Annotated in this window: 18 protein-coding genes; 5 read left to right on the forward strand and 13 right to left on the reverse strand. The window is 63.9% G+C overall.

All coding sequences use genetic code 11. The annotated features are described in order from the left end of the window. The first annotated feature begins 89 nt into the window (after window positions 1–89). From JWJ88_RS05245 to JWJ88_RS05255, 3 genes are read left to right on the forward strand one after another with little or no spacing between them, the layout of a single operon-like run. Complete coding sequence (locus JWJ88_RS05245; protein WP_205295044.1) at window positions 90–800, forward strand: type 1 glutamine amidotransferase; 711 nt, start codon at window positions 90–92, stop codon at window positions 798–800. Further along, window positions 797–2,155 carry a glutamine synthetase family protein gene (locus JWJ88_RS05250; RefSeq protein ID WP_205295045.1) on the forward strand — a complete coding sequence of 453 codons (1,359 nt, stop codon included), beginning with the start codon at window positions 797–799 and terminating at the stop codon, window positions 2,153–2,155. The genes JWJ88_RS05245 and JWJ88_RS05250 overlap by 4 nt, the downstream gene beginning before the upstream one ends. After that, window positions 2,152–3,462 carry an NAD(P)/FAD-dependent oxidoreductase gene (locus JWJ88_RS05255; protein ID WP_205295046.1) on the forward strand — a complete coding sequence of 437 codons (1,311 nt, stop codon included), beginning with the start codon at window positions 2,152–2,154 and terminating at the stop codon, window positions 3,460–3,462. The genes JWJ88_RS05250 and JWJ88_RS05255 overlap by 4 nt, the downstream gene beginning before the upstream one ends. Here the strand turns inward: JWJ88_RS05255 and JWJ88_RS05260 are convergent. From JWJ88_RS05260 to folK, 4 genes are all read right to left on the reverse strand, one after another. Beyond that, on the reverse strand, window positions 3,459–4,103 hold the full coding sequence (locus JWJ88_RS05260) for a DUF2062 domain-containing protein (protein ID WP_205295047.1): 645 nt from the start codon (window positions 4,101–4,103) through the stop codon (window positions 3,459–3,461). The genes JWJ88_RS05255 and JWJ88_RS05260 overlap by 4 nt on opposite strands. Before the next feature lie 12 nt (window positions 4,104–4,115). After that, the gene (locus tag JWJ88_RS05265; protein ID WP_205295048.1) at window positions 4,116–6,233 is read right to left on the reverse strand and encodes a RelA/SpoT family protein; all 2,118 of its coding nucleotides are present in this window, start codon (window positions 6,231–6,233) and stop codon (window positions 4,116–4,118) included. Window positions 6,234–6,254: 21 nt separating this feature from the next. Continuing rightward, window positions 6,255–6,611, reverse strand: a complete 357-nt coding sequence (gene rpoZ, locus JWJ88_RS05270; RefSeq protein ID WP_205295049.1) for a DNA-directed RNA polymerase subunit omega — start codon at window positions 6,609–6,611, stop codon at window positions 6,255–6,257. Window positions 6,612–6,681: 70 nt separating this feature from the next. Continuing rightward, window positions 6,682–7,275, reverse strand: a complete 594-nt coding sequence (gene folK / locus JWJ88_RS05275) for a 2-amino-4-hydroxy-6-hydroxymethyldihydropteridine diphosphokinase (RefSeq protein ID WP_205295050.1) — start codon at window positions 7,273–7,275, stop codon at window positions 6,682–6,684. A 12-nt stretch (window positions 7,276–7,287) separates the two neighbouring features. Here folK and JWJ88_RS05280 point away from each other — a divergent pair, with 12 nt between their 5' ends. Next, the gene (locus JWJ88_RS05280) at window positions 7,288–7,839 is read left to right on the forward strand and encodes a LabA-like NYN domain-containing protein (protein WP_205295051.1); all 552 of its coding nucleotides are present in this window, start codon (window positions 7,288–7,290) and stop codon (window positions 7,837–7,839) included. A 100-nt stretch (window positions 7,840–7,939) separates the two neighbouring features. On the opposite strand, the gene JWJ88_RS05285 is transcribed toward JWJ88_RS05280, so the two are convergent. The 3 genes from JWJ88_RS05285 to JWJ88_RS05295 form a co-directional block, all read right to left on the reverse strand. Next, a complete protein-coding gene (locus tag JWJ88_RS05285) occupies window positions 7,940–9,331 on the reverse strand; it encodes a peptidoglycan -binding protein (RefSeq protein ID WP_205295052.1) in 1,392 nt (463 codons plus the stop codon). Then, window positions 9,321–10,967: a hypothetical protein gene (locus JWJ88_RS22045; protein ID WP_205295053.1), complete on the reverse strand. Its 1,647-nt coding sequence runs from the start codon at window positions 10,965–10,967 to the stop codon at window positions 9,321–9,323. The genes JWJ88_RS05285 and JWJ88_RS22045 overlap by 11 nt, the downstream gene beginning before the upstream one ends. Before the next feature lie 84 nt (window positions 10,968–11,051). Continuing rightward, the gene (locus JWJ88_RS05295) at window positions 11,052–11,606 is read right to left on the reverse strand and encodes a gamma-glutamylcyclotransferase (protein WP_205295054.1); all 555 of its coding nucleotides are present in this window, start codon (window positions 11,604–11,606) and stop codon (window positions 11,052–11,054) included. A gap of 101 nt (window positions 11,607–11,707) precedes the next feature. Here JWJ88_RS05295 and JWJ88_RS05300 point away from each other — a divergent pair, with 101 nt between their 5' ends. Further along, the gene (locus JWJ88_RS05300) at window positions 11,708–12,706 is read left to right on the forward strand and encodes a DUF2125 domain-containing protein (RefSeq protein ID WP_205295055.1); all 999 of its coding nucleotides are present in this window, start codon (window positions 11,708–11,710) and stop codon (window positions 12,704–12,706) included. Here the strand turns inward: JWJ88_RS05300 and JWJ88_RS05305 are convergent. From JWJ88_RS05305 to ccmB, 6 genes are all read right to left on the reverse strand, one after another. Continuing rightward, a complete protein-coding gene (locus JWJ88_RS05305) occupies window positions 12,703–13,638 on the reverse strand; it encodes a prephenate/arogenate dehydrogenase family protein (protein ID WP_205295056.1) in 936 nt (311 codons plus the stop codon). The two genes, JWJ88_RS05300 and JWJ88_RS05305, sit on opposite strands and share 4 nt — an antisense overlap. Then, window positions 13,638–14,741: a histidinol-phosphate transaminase gene (gene hisC / locus JWJ88_RS05310; RefSeq protein WP_205295057.1), complete on the reverse strand. Its 1,104-nt coding sequence runs from the start codon at window positions 14,739–14,741 to the stop codon at window positions 13,638–13,640. Before hisC ends, JWJ88_RS05305 begins: the two co-directional genes overlap by 1 nt. A gap of 135 nt (window positions 14,742–14,876) precedes the next feature. After that, on the reverse strand, window positions 14,877–15,395 hold the full coding sequence (locus tag JWJ88_RS05315) for a DsbE family thiol:disulfide interchange protein (protein ID WP_205295125.1): 519 nt from the start codon (window positions 15,393–15,395) through the stop codon (window positions 14,877–14,879). 13 nt (window positions 15,396–15,408) lie between these two features. Continuing rightward, window positions 15,409–15,552 carry a heme exporter protein CcmD gene (gene ccmD / locus JWJ88_RS05320; RefSeq protein ID WP_205295058.1) on the reverse strand — a complete coding sequence of 48 codons (144 nt, stop codon included), beginning with the start codon at window positions 15,550–15,552 and terminating at the stop codon, window positions 15,409–15,411. Further along, entirely contained in the window at window positions 15,549–16,274 is a 726-nt protein-coding gene (locus JWJ88_RS05325; RefSeq protein ID WP_205295059.1) for a heme ABC transporter permease, read from the reverse strand. Before JWJ88_RS05325 ends, ccmD begins: the two co-directional genes overlap by 4 nt. Before the next feature lie 52 nt (window positions 16,275–16,326). After that, window positions 16,327–16,983 carry a heme exporter protein CcmB gene (gene ccmB / locus JWJ88_RS05330; protein WP_205295060.1) on the reverse strand — a complete coding sequence of 219 codons (657 nt, stop codon included), beginning with the start codon at window positions 16,981–16,983 and terminating at the stop codon, window positions 16,327–16,329. Window positions 16,984–16,988 lie beyond the last annotated feature (5 nt).

Here is a 16,988-nt window from a genome sequence, read left to right on the forward strand (position 1 = left end):
CGGCCAGCCCCGCCAAAAGGGCTACGGCCTCTTGCCCGGAAGGCCGCGCCCGACTAGCTTCGGGGGGAACAACCGACAGGCCAATCATCATGCGCATCGGCATTCTCAAATGCGGCCAATCGCCCCAGGAACTCCGTGGCGAGTTGGGCGACTATGACACCATGTTTGAACGGCTTCTTGCCGGCAGGGGCTTTAACTTCGACAGCTATCATGTGGAAAACATGGAGTTTCCGCATAGCGTCCACGACGCGGAGGGCTGGCTGCTGACCGGCTCGCGCCATGGGGTCTATGAAGATCATGCCTTCATCGCCCCGCTGGAGGGGTTCATCCGCAGCGCCTATGCCGAACATATCCCAATGGTCGGCATCTGTTTCGGCCATCAGATCATCGCCCAGGCGCTAGGCGGCAAGGTGGTCAAGCACCCGCGCGGCTGGGCCGTCGGTGCGCAGGATTACGATTTCGGCGGCGAACGCGTGACGCTGAACGCCTGGCATCAGGATCAGGTCATCGACCGGCCCGACGGCGCCGAAGTCGTCGCCAGCAGCCCGTTTTGCGAGAATGCAGCACTTGTCTATGACGACCATGCCTTTACCGTGCAGGCGCATCCGGAATTCGACGATACCTTTATCCATGGCCTGATCGAGCACCGGGCCAAGGGGAACGTGCCCGAGCCGCTTCTGGACGGCGCGCGCGCGCGCATGGGCGAGGCGCGGCAATCCGCAGGCATCGCCGACCGGATCGAGGCCTTTTTCAAGGCGCCGCGCGCTTTTCGAGAACATATCAAACAGGGGGCGGCATGAAACCGCATTGGATCGAGGAAACTCCGCAGGCCGCCCAGGACTATGTGGCCGGCCGCCGGCTGGACGAGGTGGAATGCATCGTCGCTGACATTGCGGGGGTGGCGCGCGGCAAGGCCATGCCCGCCTCGAAATTCGCGCATCAGGAACGGTTCTATCTGCCGAATTCGATCTTTTTGCAGACCATTACCGGCGATTGGGCCGACAACCCCTCGGGGGCGTTCACCGAGCCGGACATGATCCTGACGCCGGATTTCTCGACCACGGCCGCAGCGCCATGGACGGCGGACGTGACCTTGCAGGTGATCCACGACGTCAGCGATCAGAATGGCAACCCGGTGCCGATTGCGCCGCGCAACGTGCTCAAACGCGTGGTGGACCTGTATCGGCAGCGCGGCTGGCGCCCCATCGTCGCGCCCGAGATGGAGTTCTTTCTGGTCGCGCGCAACATCGACCCGAACCAGCCGATTATGCCGCCCATGGGCCGCACCGGCCGCCGCGCCGCCGCCAAGCAGGCCTATTCGATGTCGGCGGTGGACGAATACGGCAAGGTGATCGACGACATCTATGACTTTGCCGAGGCGCAGGGGTTCGAAATCGACGGCATCCTGCAGGAAGGCGGCGCCGGTCAGGTCGAGATCAACCTGAACCACGGCGATCCGGTGCATCTGGCCGACCAGATCTTTTTCTTCAAACGCCTGATCCGCGAGGCGGCACTGCGCCACGACTGTTTCGCCACTTTCATGGCCAAGCCGATCGAGGGCGAACCGGGCAGCGCCATGCATATCCACCACTCGGTCGTGGGACTGGCCGACGGGCGCAACATCTTTTCCGACGAACAGGGACGCGAGACCCCGGCCTTCCTGCATTTTATCGCCGGTATGCAAAAGCACCTGCCCGCGTCGGTCGCGCTGCTGGCGCCCTATGTCAACAGCTATCGTCGATATGTCCCTGATTTTGCAGCGCCAATCAACCTGGAGTGGGGGCGCGACAACCGCACTACCGGGCTGCGCGTGCCGGTTTCGGGCACCGAGTCGCGGCGGGTGGAAAATCGGCTGGCCGGTATGGATTGCAACCCCTATCTGGGGCTCGCCGCCAGTCTTGCCTGCGGCTATCTGGGCCTGATCGAAGCCGAGAATCCGCGCCCCGAATGTCTGGGCGACGCCTATATGTCCGAGGACGAGTTGCCCTATAACCTGGGCGACGCGCTGGATCTGATGGATGAGAACCCGGCGATGCGCGACGTGCTGGGCGCCGAATTCATTGCCGTCTATCAATCCGTCAAGCGAAATGAATACAAGGAATTCCTGCAAGTCATCAGCCCGTGGGAACGCGAGCATCTGTTGCTGAACGTATGAACCTGCTGTTTTCCAACGACCGGCTTGGGGAATATCCGCCCAGCCTTTACGCCGCGAACCGCGACCCCCTGCCCGGCTTTCCCCAGCAGCGGGGTGAAGAGCGCGCCGACGTGGTGGTGATCGGCGCAGGCTATACCGGCCTGTCCGCCGCGCTGCATCTGGCCGAGGCGGGGCGCGACGTGATGCTGCTTGAGGCGCATCGCGTCGGCTTTGGCGCGTCGGGGCGCAATGGCGGCCAGCTCGGCTCGGGCCAGCGGCTGGAGGTCGATGAACTGGAAAAACTGGCCGGTATCGAGACCGCACATCGGCTTTGGGACATGGCCGAAGAGGCCAAGCGTCTGACCCGCGATCTGGCAACGCGCTCTGGGGTGCCGGTTGCCGACGGCATCGCGCATGCCTTCCGCAAGTCGGCCGAATTCGACCATGCCTGCGCGATGATCGACAAGCTTTCCCGGGACTACGGCTATGACCGCATCGAGGCGCTGGATCGCGACGCCTTTCGCGCTCTGGTCCCGTCGCAGGCCTATATCGCGGGCGAGCTGGACCATGGCGCCGGACATCTGAACCCGCTGGATCTGGCCATCGGCATGGCTCGTCTGACCGATGCCGCCGGTGCCCGCATCCGCGAACTAAGCCATGTCCACCATATCCGCCACGCAAGGCGCGCGGGCGAAAAGACCGTAGTGCAGACCGACAAGGGCAGCGTGACCTGCGATCATGTCATTCTGGCGACCAATGGTTATCTGGGCAATCTCGATACCCATGTCGCGGCCCGCGTCATGCCGATCAACAATTTCATCGTCGCGACCGAGCCTTTGGGCGCGCGCGCCGCCGAGGTGCTGACCCGGGATATCGGCGTGCATGACACGAAATTCGTGGTGAACTACTGGCGGCTGGACCCCGAGGGCCGGCTGATCTTCGGCGGTGGAGAAAACGTCAGCTATCGCTTTCCCGCCGATATCTTTTCCAAGGTGCGCAAGCCGCTGTTGCAGATCTATCCCGGTCTTGCCGATGTGAAGCTGACTCACGCCTGGGGCGGCACGCTCGCGATCACCATGAACCGCATGCCCTGTTTTGCCCGGCCTGCGCCGAATTGCCTGTCGGCCAGCGGCTATTCGGGGCATGGGCTGGCGCTGGCAACGCTTGCCGGCAAGCTGATGGCACAGGCGGTTCTGGGTCAAGGCGCGGGATTCGATACCATGGCCGCCCTGCCCTCACCGGCATTTCCGGGCGGGGCTGCGTTGCGCTGGCCACTGCTGGTCGCCGGCATGAGCTGGTATTCGCTGCGCGACCGTCTGGGTTTTTAGCGCTTTTGCGCCAGTTCCTGCTCGCGCCGGGCCTTGGCGCGGGCAATACGCTCGGCCATCTGCTTTTCGCGATGGCGGTGATAGGCGCGGATCAGCGGCACGGTCATGTAATGCGCCGCGATCGCGACGGCCAACCCGGGCAGGATACCCCCCACCAGATAGGGCAGGAAGATCTGCTCGTTGAATTGCAGCAACTGGTCCCAATGCGCTGTGCGTTCGGCACTTAGCGGGGCCAGCAGGTTGTTCCACAACTCACTGCCCGCACGGGCGAATTCGTCAAAGATCAGGTGCGGGGTGAACTTGCCTTCGGTCCCCAGCATCCAGCGACCCAGCCCGACCGAGGTCAGCGCGATAAAGGGCGTGGTCAGCGGATTGCCGATGAACGTGCCCAGCAGTGCCGCCAGGATATTGCCGCGAATGATCCAGGCCAGAGCCGCGGCACCCATGAAGTGAAAGCCGAAAAGGGGCGTGAAGGAAATGAAGATGCCGCAAGCCCAGCCGCGCGCCACCCGATGCGGCTGATCCGGCAAGCGGCGCAGCCGATGCAGCACATATTTCGACGCGCGCTTCCACCCAGAGCGTGGATAAAACATTTCGGTCCACATCTGAGCATAGCTCAGCGGCTTGCGTCTTTTGAACATGCCGGTCCCGCCTCAGCTAAGGTGGGCGGAAGGATCGCGGATGCGCGAAACCTGCGCCACGTCGCTTTCGGTTTCCAGTGCCGTCAGCAGCGCGTGCAGATGTTCGCGGTCGCGCAATTCGACCTCGACCCGCAGGCGATAGAAATCCGGCTTGCGATCAAGAAATTCCAGATCCGAAATATTCGCGCCCTGCGCGCCGATCAGCGTGCAGATCCGGCCCAGCACGCCCGCGTCATGGCGAATGGTCAGCGACAGCATGGTCGAATACGCCGCCGGGTGTTGACCCTCGCGCCAGTGCAGATCGACCCAGCGTCCCGGGCTTTCCTCGAACTCGGCCAAGACCGGGCAGTCGATGGCATGGATCACCACGCCCTTGCCGCGATAGGTGATGCCGATGATACGCTCGCCAGGCAGCGGATTGCAGCAAGGCGCGCGGGTGAATTCCTGATCGGCTTCCAGCCCCGCCACCGCGCGCTTGGCGTCGATCTCGCTGCGCTTTTCGGCCAGTTCGGGATAAAGCGTGGTCAGCACGTCATGGGCCGAGATCTCGGCACTGCCGATCCGCGCCAGCAGCTCATCCGCATCCGGCAGCGCCATGGTCTTGGCCGCGGTGCGCAATGCCTTGTCGCTGACCTTGCGGCCCATGTGTTCAAAGGCCACCCGGACCAGTTCCGAGCCAAGACGGATAAAGCGCGTCCGATCCTCTTGCCGCAGCGAACGCCTGATCGCCGCCTTGGCGCGGCCGGTGACGACGATATCCAGCCAGGTGGCCTGCGGGCGCTGGCCGGAAGCGGCGATGATATCGACCGACTGTCCGTTCTTGAGCCGCGTCCACAGCGGCACGCGGATGCCGTCCACTTTGGCCCCGACGCAGGAGCTGCCCAGCCGGGTATGGATGGCATAGGCGAAATCCAGCGGTGTCGCGCCTTTCGGCAGCGGGATCACGTCGCCCTTGGGCGTAAAGCAGAATACCTGGTCGGAATACATTTCGAGCTTCACATGCTCGAGGAATTCGTCGTGATCCTCTTCGCCGAAACGCTCGGTCAGGCTGGCGATCCATTCGCCCGGATCGACGGCAAAGGGGTTTGCCGTGCGCACCCCGTCGCGATAGGCCCAATGCGCGGCCACGCCGGCTTCCGCAACCTCGTGCATCTGACGGGTGCGGATCTGAACCTCGACCCGCTTGCCGTCCCGGCCCGAGACGGTGGTGTGGATCGAGCGATAGCCGTTCGCCTTGGGCTGGCTGATGTAATCCTTGAACCGGCCCGGCACCGCGCGCCAGCGGTGATGGATCACGCCCAGCGTGCGATAACAGTCCGGCTCGGTCCGGGTAATGATGCGAAAACCGTAAATGTCCGACAGCCGCGAGAAGGAAAGCTGCTTTTCCTGCATCTTGCGCCAGATGCTGAAGGGACGCTTGGCGCGGCCATAGACATCGGCCTCGATCCCCTCGCGTTCAAGTTCGGACCGGATATCGGCGGTGATCTTTGGGATGACGTCGCCGGATTCGCGTTGCAGGCTGACAAAGCGGCGGATGATGGAATTGCGCGCCTCGGGGTTGAGAACCTTGAAGGCAAGGTCTTCCAACTCTTCGCGCATCCATTGCATGCCCATGCGGCCGGCCAGCGGCGCATAGATGTCCATGGTCTCGCGCGCCTTTTGCGATTGCTTGTCGGTGCGCATCGACTTGATGGTCCGCATATTGTGCAGACGGTCGGCCAATTTCACCAAAATCACGCGAAGATCGCGCGACATCGCCATGAAAAGTTTGCGAAAATTCTCGGCCTGCTTGGAATGCGCGCCCGAAAGCTGCAGGTTGGTCAGCTTGGTGACCCCGTCGACCAATTCGGCGATTTCGCGCCCGAATATCTGCGCAACCTCGGCCCAGGTCGAGCGTGTGTCCTCGATCGTGTCATGCAAAAGCGCGGTGACGATGGTGGCATCGTCCAACCGCATTTCGGTCAGGATGGCAGCGACGGCCACAGGATGGGTGAAATAAGGCTCGCCCGAGTGGCGGAACTGCCCCTCATGCATGCGACGCCCGTATTCATAGGCATCGCGGATCAGATCGGCGTTTGTGCGCGGATTGTAATTGCGGATAAGCGCGATGAGGTCTTCGACGTCGATCATGATGTGCCGAAGACCTTTGGATCAGTTCCTGCCCTGGGCTTCCAGCATCATGCGCAGCATGCGCTCTTCCGACTCTTCGTCGGCGGGCTTGGGACGGTCGATCTCGGCGCCAAGCAGCAGGGCCATCGCGTCTTCTTCGGGCTCATCGACCTCGATCTGGGTCTGATTGGCCTCGATCATGCGTTCGCGCAGCTCGTCCACCGGCTGGGTTTCATCCGCGATCTCGCGCAGCGAGACAACGGGGTTCTTGTCGTTGTCACGATCGATGGTCAGCGGGCTGCCAGCCGCGATTTCACGCGCGCGATGGGACGCCAGCATCACCAGGTCAAAACGGTTTGGAACCTTATCGACGCAATCTTCGACTGTAACGCGGGCCATCGGTCACCTTATCAGCTGGAATCGGGGTGCAGGGGCAAAGCCGGATATTTGGGGGCTTGTCGTGGAAATGTCAAGCACCCGCAGGCCTCATTCCTGCCAAAGCTTCGGGTGGCAAAGCAGCAAGCATCTGCGCCACGCTTAGCCCCAATGACGGATGCACCCAGCCCGGCGCGATCTCGGCCAAGGGCGCCAGGACGAATCCGCGATCCTGCATGCGGGGATGGGGCAGGATCAGCCGCTCGGGGGCCAGCAGCGCCTGTTTTGTGGGCGGCAGGTCGCGCCAGTGCTGCTGCATCGCGGCATCGGGCAGCACCAGATCGCCGTGGGCCAGCAGATCCAGATCCAGCCCGCGCGCCTGCCACCGCGCGCCGTCGCGCTTGCGGCCCAGTTCAGCCTCGATCGCGTGCAGCTCGCGCAAAAGTTGTTCCGGCGGATAGGCGCAGCGAAAAGTGGCCGCGGCATTCACATATTCGGGACCCGAACCGGGGGGAAAAGCCGGCGTAATCCAGAGACGGCTTACGGCAAGCGGCACAACCTGAGGTAATTCCAAGATTTTACCCAAGGCAAACCGCAGACTGTCCGCCGGCAAACCTGCCGAACTAGTCAGGTTTGCACCCAGCGCAACGAGGACTAAGTTCGCATTCTGATTTAGGTTTCGAGACATCTCGGGGGAAACGTGTTTTACAAGGACGACCGGCTGGCGTTGTTCATTGACGGGTCGAATCTATATGCCGCGGCAAAGTCGTTGGGATTTGATATCGACTACAAATTGCTACGACAGGAATTCGAACGGCGCGGAAAACTGGTCCGCGCCTATTATTATACGGCACTGCTGGAGAACGAGGAATATTCACCAATTCGCCCTTTGGTTGATTGGCTGCATTACAATGGCTATTCCATGGTAACGAAACCTGCGCGCGAATATACCGATGCGCTGGGTCGCCGCAAGGTCAAGGGCAACATGGATGTCGAGTTGGTGGTCAATGCCATGGAGCTGGCGCCACGACTGGACCACGCGGTCCTGTTTTCGGGCGACGGCGACTTCCGACCGTTGGTCGAGGCGCTTCAGCGCCTGGGCGTGCGTGTCTCGGTGGTGTCGACCATGCGCAGTCAACCACCGATGATCGCCGACGAATTGCGTCGTCAGGCCGACAATTTCATTGAACTCGACGCGTTGCGCGACATTATCGGACGCCCGCCACGCGAACCCGCACCGCAGGAAAGCTGATCCCGCAGCGCGCCGCCCGGCCTGTGACCGGGGCCAGAGGGCGGTTCATACTTGCTGCGGGAATAATCCATTAGGCGCGACCGATGCGTCGTCATCGTGCCTAGCGTTCGGTCAGTTTCAACTCGATCCGGCGATTCTGGGCCCGGGCCTCGGGCGTGTCCCCCTGTGCCACCGGACGGGTGTCGGCAAAGCCGGCAGGTGCAAGGCGGGTCGCCGGGAAGCCCAGCTCATCCACCATGTAGCGCACCACCGCCAGCGCCCGGGCCTGGCTGAGTTCCCAGTTGTCACGATAGCGCCCCAGCCCCGAAAGCGGCAGGTTGTCGGTGTGCCCGTCGACGCGGATCATCCAGTCGATTTCCGGCGGTATATCGCCGGAAATCTGCTTGAGCATGTCCGCCACCCGGGCGATCTGCGCCTGACCTTCGGTCGAGAGCGTTGCCTCGCCCGTCGCAAACAGCACTTCGGATGAAAAGACAAAGCGGTCGCCCACGACCTGCACGCCTTCGCGTCCCGCAAGGATCTGCGACAGCCGTCCGAAGAATTCAGAACGATAACGCGCCAGATCCTTTGCCTCGGTTTCGGCCTTCACGCGCGCCTCTTCTTCCAGTGCACGGCGCTTGCGTTCCTCTTCGGTGGCGCGCAGCAGGGCGAGGTTCAGTTGCCGCCCCAGATCCTCGGCCCGCAGATCGGCCTCCTTGCGCTCCTCGCCGGTCGCGTCCAGCACGGCGCGGAGGCTGCCCAATTGGTCGTTCAACTGCGCCACCTGCTGATTGAGCAACGCGACACGGCGCTGATCCTCGGTCGAAAGCGCCTCTTGCTGGGAAAGCTGCTGCTGGGCCAAGGCCAGCAGGGCAGCCTGTTTCTGGGCCTCGCTGGCCTGGGCTTCCGCCTGCTCGCCCAGTTCCGATTTCGCAGCCTCGGCGGCGGCAAGCAGGGTCAGCGTTTCCTCGGCCTGCTTACGCGCCGCTTCCAGTTCCAGCGTGGTGGCGTCAAGCTCGGCATCGGCATTCGCCAGACGTTCGCGCAGGGCCTCGGCGGCAGCAGCATCTGTCAACCGCGCGGCTTGGGTTTCGTCCAACTCCTGCTGCGTTTCAGTATTACGGCGCCGTAAATCGACGATCAACGCCTCCAGCGCCTCGCGTCGGGCGGCTGCCAGCCGCGCCGCCTCGGTCTGGGCGTCGATTTCGGCGCGGGCGCTGGCCACCGCCTGTTCCGAACTCAATAGGCGCGCGCGCTCCGCCACGAGGTCACGGTCAAGCGAAGCGGCCTGCGCCTGCGAGGTGGACAGGGCCTCGGAAAGCTGGGCCACCTGTTGGCCAAGCTGATCCAACTCGCTGTCCTGCGTGACGATCTGGTCGCGCAGCACGGATTGCACCAGCAAAAAGATGGTCAGCACGAACATGATGACCATCAGGAGTGCCGTCATCGCGTCGACGAATCCCGGCCAGATCGTCGCCGAAAACCGGTTGCCGCCGCCTCGGCTAAGCCCCATCGCCGCGCTCCATATTGCGGATGGCGCGGGTCAGGGCCGCCAGATCGCTGCGCAACTCGGCAATCAACCCATCGCGGTTGCTGGCCGTTTCTTCGACCAGCCGGCCCAGTTGCACATCGATCGAACGCAGCCGCATCCGTGCCTCGGGATCGTCGCCCGCGGTTGGCCGCTGCGCGCCAAGTTCCAGAATACGATCCTGCCCCTCGGCAAGCCGCTCCAGCGCACGAACCAGCCGCGAGTTGTCCACTGCCGGCACGGGCGCCTCGGCCAGTGTCACCAGCCGGGCCTGCCCATCGGCCAGCCGATCAAGCACCCCGTCCAGCGCGGAAGGATCGAAGGCGGGTGGAGGCGGCACTTCGGCCAGCGTAGCAAGCCGAGCCTGACCTTCGGCGACCCGCTCGACCGCCGCCAGCAGCGCCGGATCATGCCGCGGTTCGGCCGCCAGCCGGTCCAGCGCGGCAAGCAGATCTGGGTCGCGTCGCGGCTCGGCCAAGGCCGCAACTGCACGTTCCACACCGGCCAGCGCCTGCGCCGTCACCTCGCGTTCAGCGGCAAGGGCTGCGCCCAGTTCGTCACGGTCCGAGCCAAGCAGTCCGGCCAACCGCTCCACCCCCTGCGCCAGCGCCAGCGAGCGTTGGTCGGCGGCAGTGGCCTCTTCGTCGCGCAATTCATCGCGCTGCAGATAGAATTCCTGCATGCCGGCAAGCTGCGCCTCGACGCGCTCGACAAAGCCGGCCAACGCCGCCTCGCCCAGTCCCTGCCCTTCTGCACCGCCAAGTCCGATGCGGGTGAACCCCGACATCCATTCCTCAAGCTCGCGATAGAAGCGGTTCTGGCCATGGCTCACGAACAGTTCCAGCAACCCCACCACCAGTGAGCCGGCGAGGCCCAGAAGCGAACTGGAAAAGGCGGTCGCCATGCCGCCAAGCTGCGTTTCCAGCCCCGACATCAGCTTGTTAAAGACTTCAAGCCCGGTCTCGCCCTCCTTGGGCGACAGCGCGCGGATAGTGTCGACCACCGCAGGCACAGTGGTGGCGAGGCCATAAAACGTCCCCAGCAGACCCAGAAAGATCAACAGGTTGGCCAGATAGCGGGTGATGTCGCGCGCCTCGTCGATCCGGGTCGCCACGGATTCCAGCATCGAGCGCGAGGATTCGGTTGAGATCGCCCCGCCCGCCGGCCCACGCTGGCCCAACAACGCGGCCAAAGGCGCCAAGAGGCGCGGCGCATCGTCGGGGCCGGTCGGTTCAGCCGCGTCGATGCCCCTTTCGGCGGCATTGCGGCGGCGGGCTGCGAAGCGCTCGATCCAACTGACGGATTTGACGAGTTCGGCCACCTGCAGAAAGCACCCCAACACGCCCATGACAAAGACGGCGAGGATCAGCCCGTTGAGGTATTCGTTCGAGTGAAAGATCGAAACGATCCGGCCATAGGCGAACCATGCCCCGGCCACGACCAGCACGAGGACGATCAGCATCAACAGGATCTGCCGTACGGGCTGCGAGAATTGCGGCTGCGAAGGGCCGCCCCCACTTGGTCCCGCGTCGCGCGTGGCCGCCAGTCGGGCGGCGCGAGAGCGGCGGCCTTCGGGTGTGGCGGGTGGACCCTCGGGCGGTTCAGCGTCAGTCCGGGACAAGTTCGACCCCCATGCTGCTATTCGACCCCGACTGTAGAGGCCGCACCCGCGCCTGCCAAGCGTCCCCTGTGGGGGAAATCGCGTCTATTTCCCACCCGGTTGCAACAAGCCCCGCACCTGTTGCGCCAATTCATCCATTACCCGATCCTCGACCCCCATCTGGGCCAGATGCCGGGTGGTGTTGAACAGGTAATCCGCGTTGGCCCCGCGCCCGCCTCGTGCCCGTGCGATGATTCGGGCCTGTTCCTGCAGGTTCAGCGGGCCGCTATACTGGTCGTGATCGCGCCGGATGACATAGGTGATGGCCTCGATGGCCCGGCCGTCCTCCAGCACCAGCGGCAAAACCAGTTCGGCATAGGCGTTGGTGGTCAGTTCGCGCTCGCGCAGGCCAAGCAGCGTCTCGGGCCAGTCCGGCTCGGCCACGCGCAGCGCAAGGCCGCGACAATGTGCCTCGGGATCGGCGTCAAGCCCCAGCACCAGCCCCGGCGCCTCGATGGTGCCACGATAGACAACCGAGCGCAGGCAGAAGCTGCGGGCATAACCGTCAAGCCGGGCCAGGACCATCTCTGCCACGGGAAAGCCCGGGTCCCACATCAGCGAGCCATAGGCAAAGACCCAATGCTCCGGCCGTTCACCCATTCTTTACTCCGCCGTCCTAGATAATACAGTCGGGAAAAACTTAGGACAGCAGGACCGGCGTTCCAAGACGCCATGACAACCGCGAGGATATGATGCGCCGAATGCTTGCCCTGTTGGTCGCCCTTGCCCTGGTTCTGGGCGGGCTTTGGCTGGGTGGCGAAAGCCTGCTGGCGCAGCAGATGCGCCGCCTTGCGGCCGAACAGCCCATGACGGATCTGGGCGCAGTGCAGGAATTGCGCGATCCGGGCCGATTTGGGGTGCGAGCCTTGGGCCTTGAATTGCAAACCGATGCCGGACGGCTTGGCTTGCAGCAAGCCGAGCTTTGGCTGAGCCCCCTGCACCCCACCACCTTGCGATTTGCCCTGGCACCCAAGGGCATGCTGGATGCTGGTTCTGGCCCGTTGGAGCTGGGTCTGGGCGATGCCATGGCCCAACTGCGCTTCTCACCGTGGAACGGACTGGGTCTGGCAGCAGCCCAGATCAAGGCTGGACCCTTGACCATCGCGGGGACAGAGCTTGCGACAGCGGTGCGGATCAATGCTGTGGGGCGCACATTGGATCAGGATGCGCCAAGCGGGGCCGCAGTCAGCTATGATCTGAACCTGACACTGCATGGGCTGGACCCCGGCGCGTTTGCGACCTTATCCCTGCCCGGCCCGTTAAACGCGACCGCTACGGGACGGATCTGGCTGGATGCCCTGCCCCAGCCATGGACGTTGACGCCCGATCTGGCCCCCCTGCCCGTGGGCTTGCGGCTGGACGAGGTGGAATTGCAATTGGGCGGGTTGCAGGCACGTATCATCGGCCGGGTCCAAGCCGATGCGCAGGATCGCGCCGAAGGTCGGCTCGTGCTTTACACCACCGACGCCAAGCCGCTTTTGCAGGCGGCTGCCAGTGCCGGGCTGATTCCGTCCAGAGTGGTGAGATTGGCCGGCACCATGTTGAAGACCATCTCGGACCTGCCATTGCCGGACGAGGACGGCCAGCGCTTTCCACCCCCGGCCGAGGGTGAGTTGCGCCTGCCGCTGCGATTTGCCGATGGCAAGGTCAGCCTCGGGCCGCTGACGCTCGGTCCGGCGCCAGTCTTTCCACGCCGCTAGGGTTTGGACGTATCGCCCGCTGCCAGACTGCGGCCGAAATCCGGCGCCGCCGTGTCCTGCCCGGCCTCGATGATGCCGCGGCGGATCGCCCGTGTGCGGGTGAAGTAATCGTGCAGTTGCTGACCGTCACCCATGCGGATGGCGCGCTGCAGCACGAAAAGCTCCTCGGTGAACCGGCCGAGGATGTCCAGCACCGCATCCTTGTTCTGCAAGAACACATCGCGCCACATGGTCGGATCCGAGGCCGCGATGCGGGTAAAGTCCCGAAACCCGGCGGCGGAATATTTGATGACCTCGCTTTCGGTGACCCGCTTGAGATGATCGGCCACGCCGACCATGGTATAGGCGATCAGATGCGGCGTATGGCTCGTTACCGCCAGCACCAGATCATGATGCGCTGCATCCATGGTTTCGACATTGGCCCCCATAGCGCGGATCAGCGCCGAAAGCCGTTCCACCGCTTCCAGCTCACCACCTTCGACGGGGGTCAGAAGCCACCAGCGGTTCTGAAACAGCGAGGCAAAACCCGAACGCGGCCCGGAATGTTCAGTCCCTGCCAGCGGATGGCCGGGAATAAAATGCACGCCCGCAGGAATATGCGGAGCAACCTCGTCTATGACCGCCTGCTTGACCGAACCCACATCGGTCACCGTCGCGCCCGGCTTCAGATGCGGCGCGATTTCGGCCATCACCGCGCCCATGGCGCCAACAGGAACAGCCAGAACCACCAGATCAGCGCCGGCGACGGCCTCGGCTGCGGTTTCGGTCACCTGATCGACCAGCGCGATCTCGCGCGCAACGGCGCGGGTCTCGGGACTGCGGGCATGGCCGACGATCTCGCCCGCCAGCCCCGCCTCACGCATGGCCAGCGACATGGAGCCAGCGATAAGGCCAAGCCCGATCAGGGCAACGCGATCATAGATCGCCGCCATCAGCGACGCCCCGCGCGTTCGGCCATGAACTGGCCGACGACATGGGCCACGCGCCGGCAAGAGGCCTCGTCGCCCACGGTGATGCGCAGGCACTGCGGCAGGCCATAGCCGCCGACCCGACGCACGATCAGCCCCTGGGCCTTGAGGTATTCGTCGCAGGCCTCGGCCGTCATCACATCGGCAAAGCGGGCCAGAATGAAATTCGCACAAGAGGTATCCGAAGGCACCCCCTTCTCGGCCAGCGCCTCGGCCAGCCACGCCCGCATCCTTGCGTTTTCGGCTTGGCAACGGGTGATATGTTCACGGTCGCGCATGGCAGCCTCGGCCCCTTCCAGCGCGATACTGGACAGGTTGAAGGGACCACGGATACGATTCAACACATCCACGATCTCGCGCGGACCATAGCCCCAGCCGACCCGCAGCCCGCCAAGCCCATAAATCTTCGAAAAGGTCCGGGTCATGAACACATTGGGCAGCCGACTCGCCAGTTCGGCACCGCCGTCGTATTCCTCGACATATTCCGCATAGGCCGCATCGACCACCAGGATCGCCTGCGGCACGGCGCGTGCCAGCCGCTCAAGCTCGGGCAGGCCGATCATGGTGCCGGTCGGGTTGTTGGGATTGGCGACGAAAATCAGCCGTGTCTGTTCGGTTGCGCCCTCGATCAGCGCGTCGACGTCGGTTACCCGGTCGCGCTCGGCCACCTGAACCGGGGTAGCGCCTGCGGCATGGGCGCTGATGCGATACATCAGGAAACCATGTTCGGTAAACAGCACCTCGGTTCCCGGCCCGGCATAGGCCTGGCACAGCAGGTGGATGATCTCGTCAGAGCCCACGCCGCAGATGATCCGATCGGGGTCCAGCCCATGCACCTCGCCGATCGCACCGCGCAGACCGGCGTGGTCGGTGTTGGGATAGCGATGCATACTGTGTGCAGCCCGGATCACCGCTTCGCGCGCCTTGTCCGACGGGCCAAAGGGATTCTCGTTCGAGGAAAGCTTCACGACATTCTCGACCCCCGCCACCTTGGAAGCCCCGCCTTCGTAAAGCGAGATCTCCATGATGCCGGGTTGCGGAGCGATGGTCGTCTGGTTCTGCGACATGGCGGTCCTCTTGCAAGCCCGGCTGTCTTAGCGCCCGCAGCAGGGCTTGGAAAGCCTTGTCCACAGGCGAACCGCCAACTGCTTCTTCGTTGCCCAAATACCCCATGAAAGGGCGCCAATGGGCCAAAGCGGGTCTCACTCGGCCGCCAGCGCCTTTTCCAACTCGGGCAGGAATCGGCTCTGGTAATCCTCGCGCACCAAGGGCCCGGCATAGCGGTAAAGGATCTGTCCCTTGCCATCCACGATAAAGGTCTCGGGCGGCGCGGTCACACCCCAGTCTATGGCGATGCGCCCGCGTGGATCGGTGGCCAGCGCGTGATAGGGATCGCCATGTTCGGACAGAAACCCCAAGGCGGCGGATTCCGGATCCTTCAGATCCACGCCATAAACCGGCAGGCTCTTGGAAAGCTCGGTCAGGGTCGGATGCTCGGCCCGGCAAGGAGGGCACCAACTGGCCCAGAAATTCACCAGCTTCACGCCCGGTTCGCGCAGCATTTCATCGGTCAACTGGGTCTTGCCTGGCAAGGTGGTCTCGCCCACCGCGGGCGCCTCGCGCCCGATCATGGCCGAGGGCAGCGCATCGGGATCGTTGCGCATCAATGCCCAACCGGCAAGTCCGGCAAAACCGGCAAACACCGCCACCGGCAGCAGCATCATCGGTGAAAACCTAGCCACGGCGCTCGTGCTCCTGCAATTCGCGGCGGGCACGGGCATTGGCCAGCACGGTCTGCACGATAATGCCGATCAGCAGCACCAGAGTTGCGCCGTAGGCAGCCAGAACGGTTCCGGCATATCTGCCAAGTTCGGTCATGCACGGTTCTCCCTTGCCAACAGCGCGGCGAGGCGGCGGCGGCGGATCTCGGTCCGGGTGCGGATCAAGAGCAGCGCCAGAAACAGCAGGAAGAACCCCGCCATGCTCAGATAAAGCGGATAGCGATAGACGGCCGCCATCCGCTCTCCGGGCGCCAAGGACAGCGAGGCGCCCTGATGCAGCCCCTGATTCCAGAAATTCACCGCATAGCGCGACAAAAGCGCAAAGACCGAACCGACAAGGCACAGCACTCCGGTCAGGTCGGCGGCGCTGTCGGGGTTTTCGACCGCCTCCCACAGCGCCATATAGCCCAGATAGAACAAAAGCAGAATCAGGAACGAGGTCAGTCGCGGATCCCATTCCCACCATGTTCCCCACATCGGTTGGCCCCATACCGCGCCGGTGATCAGCGCGATCAGCGTCATCACCGCCCCGACAGGCGCGGCGGCCTTGGCGGCAAGCGCGCTGACATGGTGGCGCCGGATCAGCCAGATCAACGAGGTCACCAGCATCATCAGCCAGATGTTGATCGCCATCAGCGCGGCAGGCACATGCAGGAAGACGATCTTGACGGTCGATCCCTGCTTGTAATCCTCGGGGGTCAGAAAGCCCCAGACCAGCCCGGTCACGGTGCTGAGCACCGCCGCGGCAATCACCCATGGCAGAACCGCGCCCGACGTGCGCATGAACTTGACGGGGTTGGCATATTCCCAAATCGACATGCTAGTTCCCTACTCTGGCCTTGCCGCCCGCTCAAGTGCCCAGACGCCGCATTCACCGCAGATTGACACGCAGTGCGGCGGCTGCGGCAAAAGGTGACAGGGCCAATGTGGCCAGCGTGATCCCCGCAAGAAAGACCAAAGGCGTGCCTGCCTCGGCACCTACGGCACCGCGCCGCACCGCTTCGGCTCCGAAGATCAGTGTCGGCATATAAAGCGGCAGCACCAGCAGCGATAAAAGCAAACCGCCGCGCCGCAGCCCCACCGTCACCGCCGCACCAAAGGCCCCCAGCATCGACAGAGCCGGAGTTCCCAACACCAGCGAGGCGACAAGCCAGGGATAGGCCGGCCCCGGCAGATGCAGCAGCAGCGCAAAGACCGGCGCAGAAAGCGCAAGCGGCAGACCGGTCACCAGCCAATGGGCCAGCGCCTTGATCGCCACGGCGCCCTCCAGCGGCAGGGGCGCGGTGGCCAACAGGTCAAGGCTGCCATCCTCGAAATCCAGCGCGAATATCCGGTCCAGCGACAGCAGGCAGGACAGAAGCGCGCCCACCCACAGGATACCGGGCGCAATCCGCGACAATGTGCCGCCCTCGGGACCGACGCCGAACGGCACCAGCGTGCAGACGATAAGGAAAAACGCCAGCGCCAGCCCAAATCCTCCACCGGCACGGGTGGCAAGCCGCAGGTCGCGGATCAGTAGCGCCTTCATCCGCC

The sequence above is a fragment of the Paracoccus methylovorus genome, assembly GCF_016919705.1.
In the GTDB taxonomy this organism is placed as follows: Bacteria; Pseudomonadota; Alphaproteobacteria; order Rhodobacterales; family Rhodobacteraceae; genus Paracoccus; species Paracoccus methylovorus.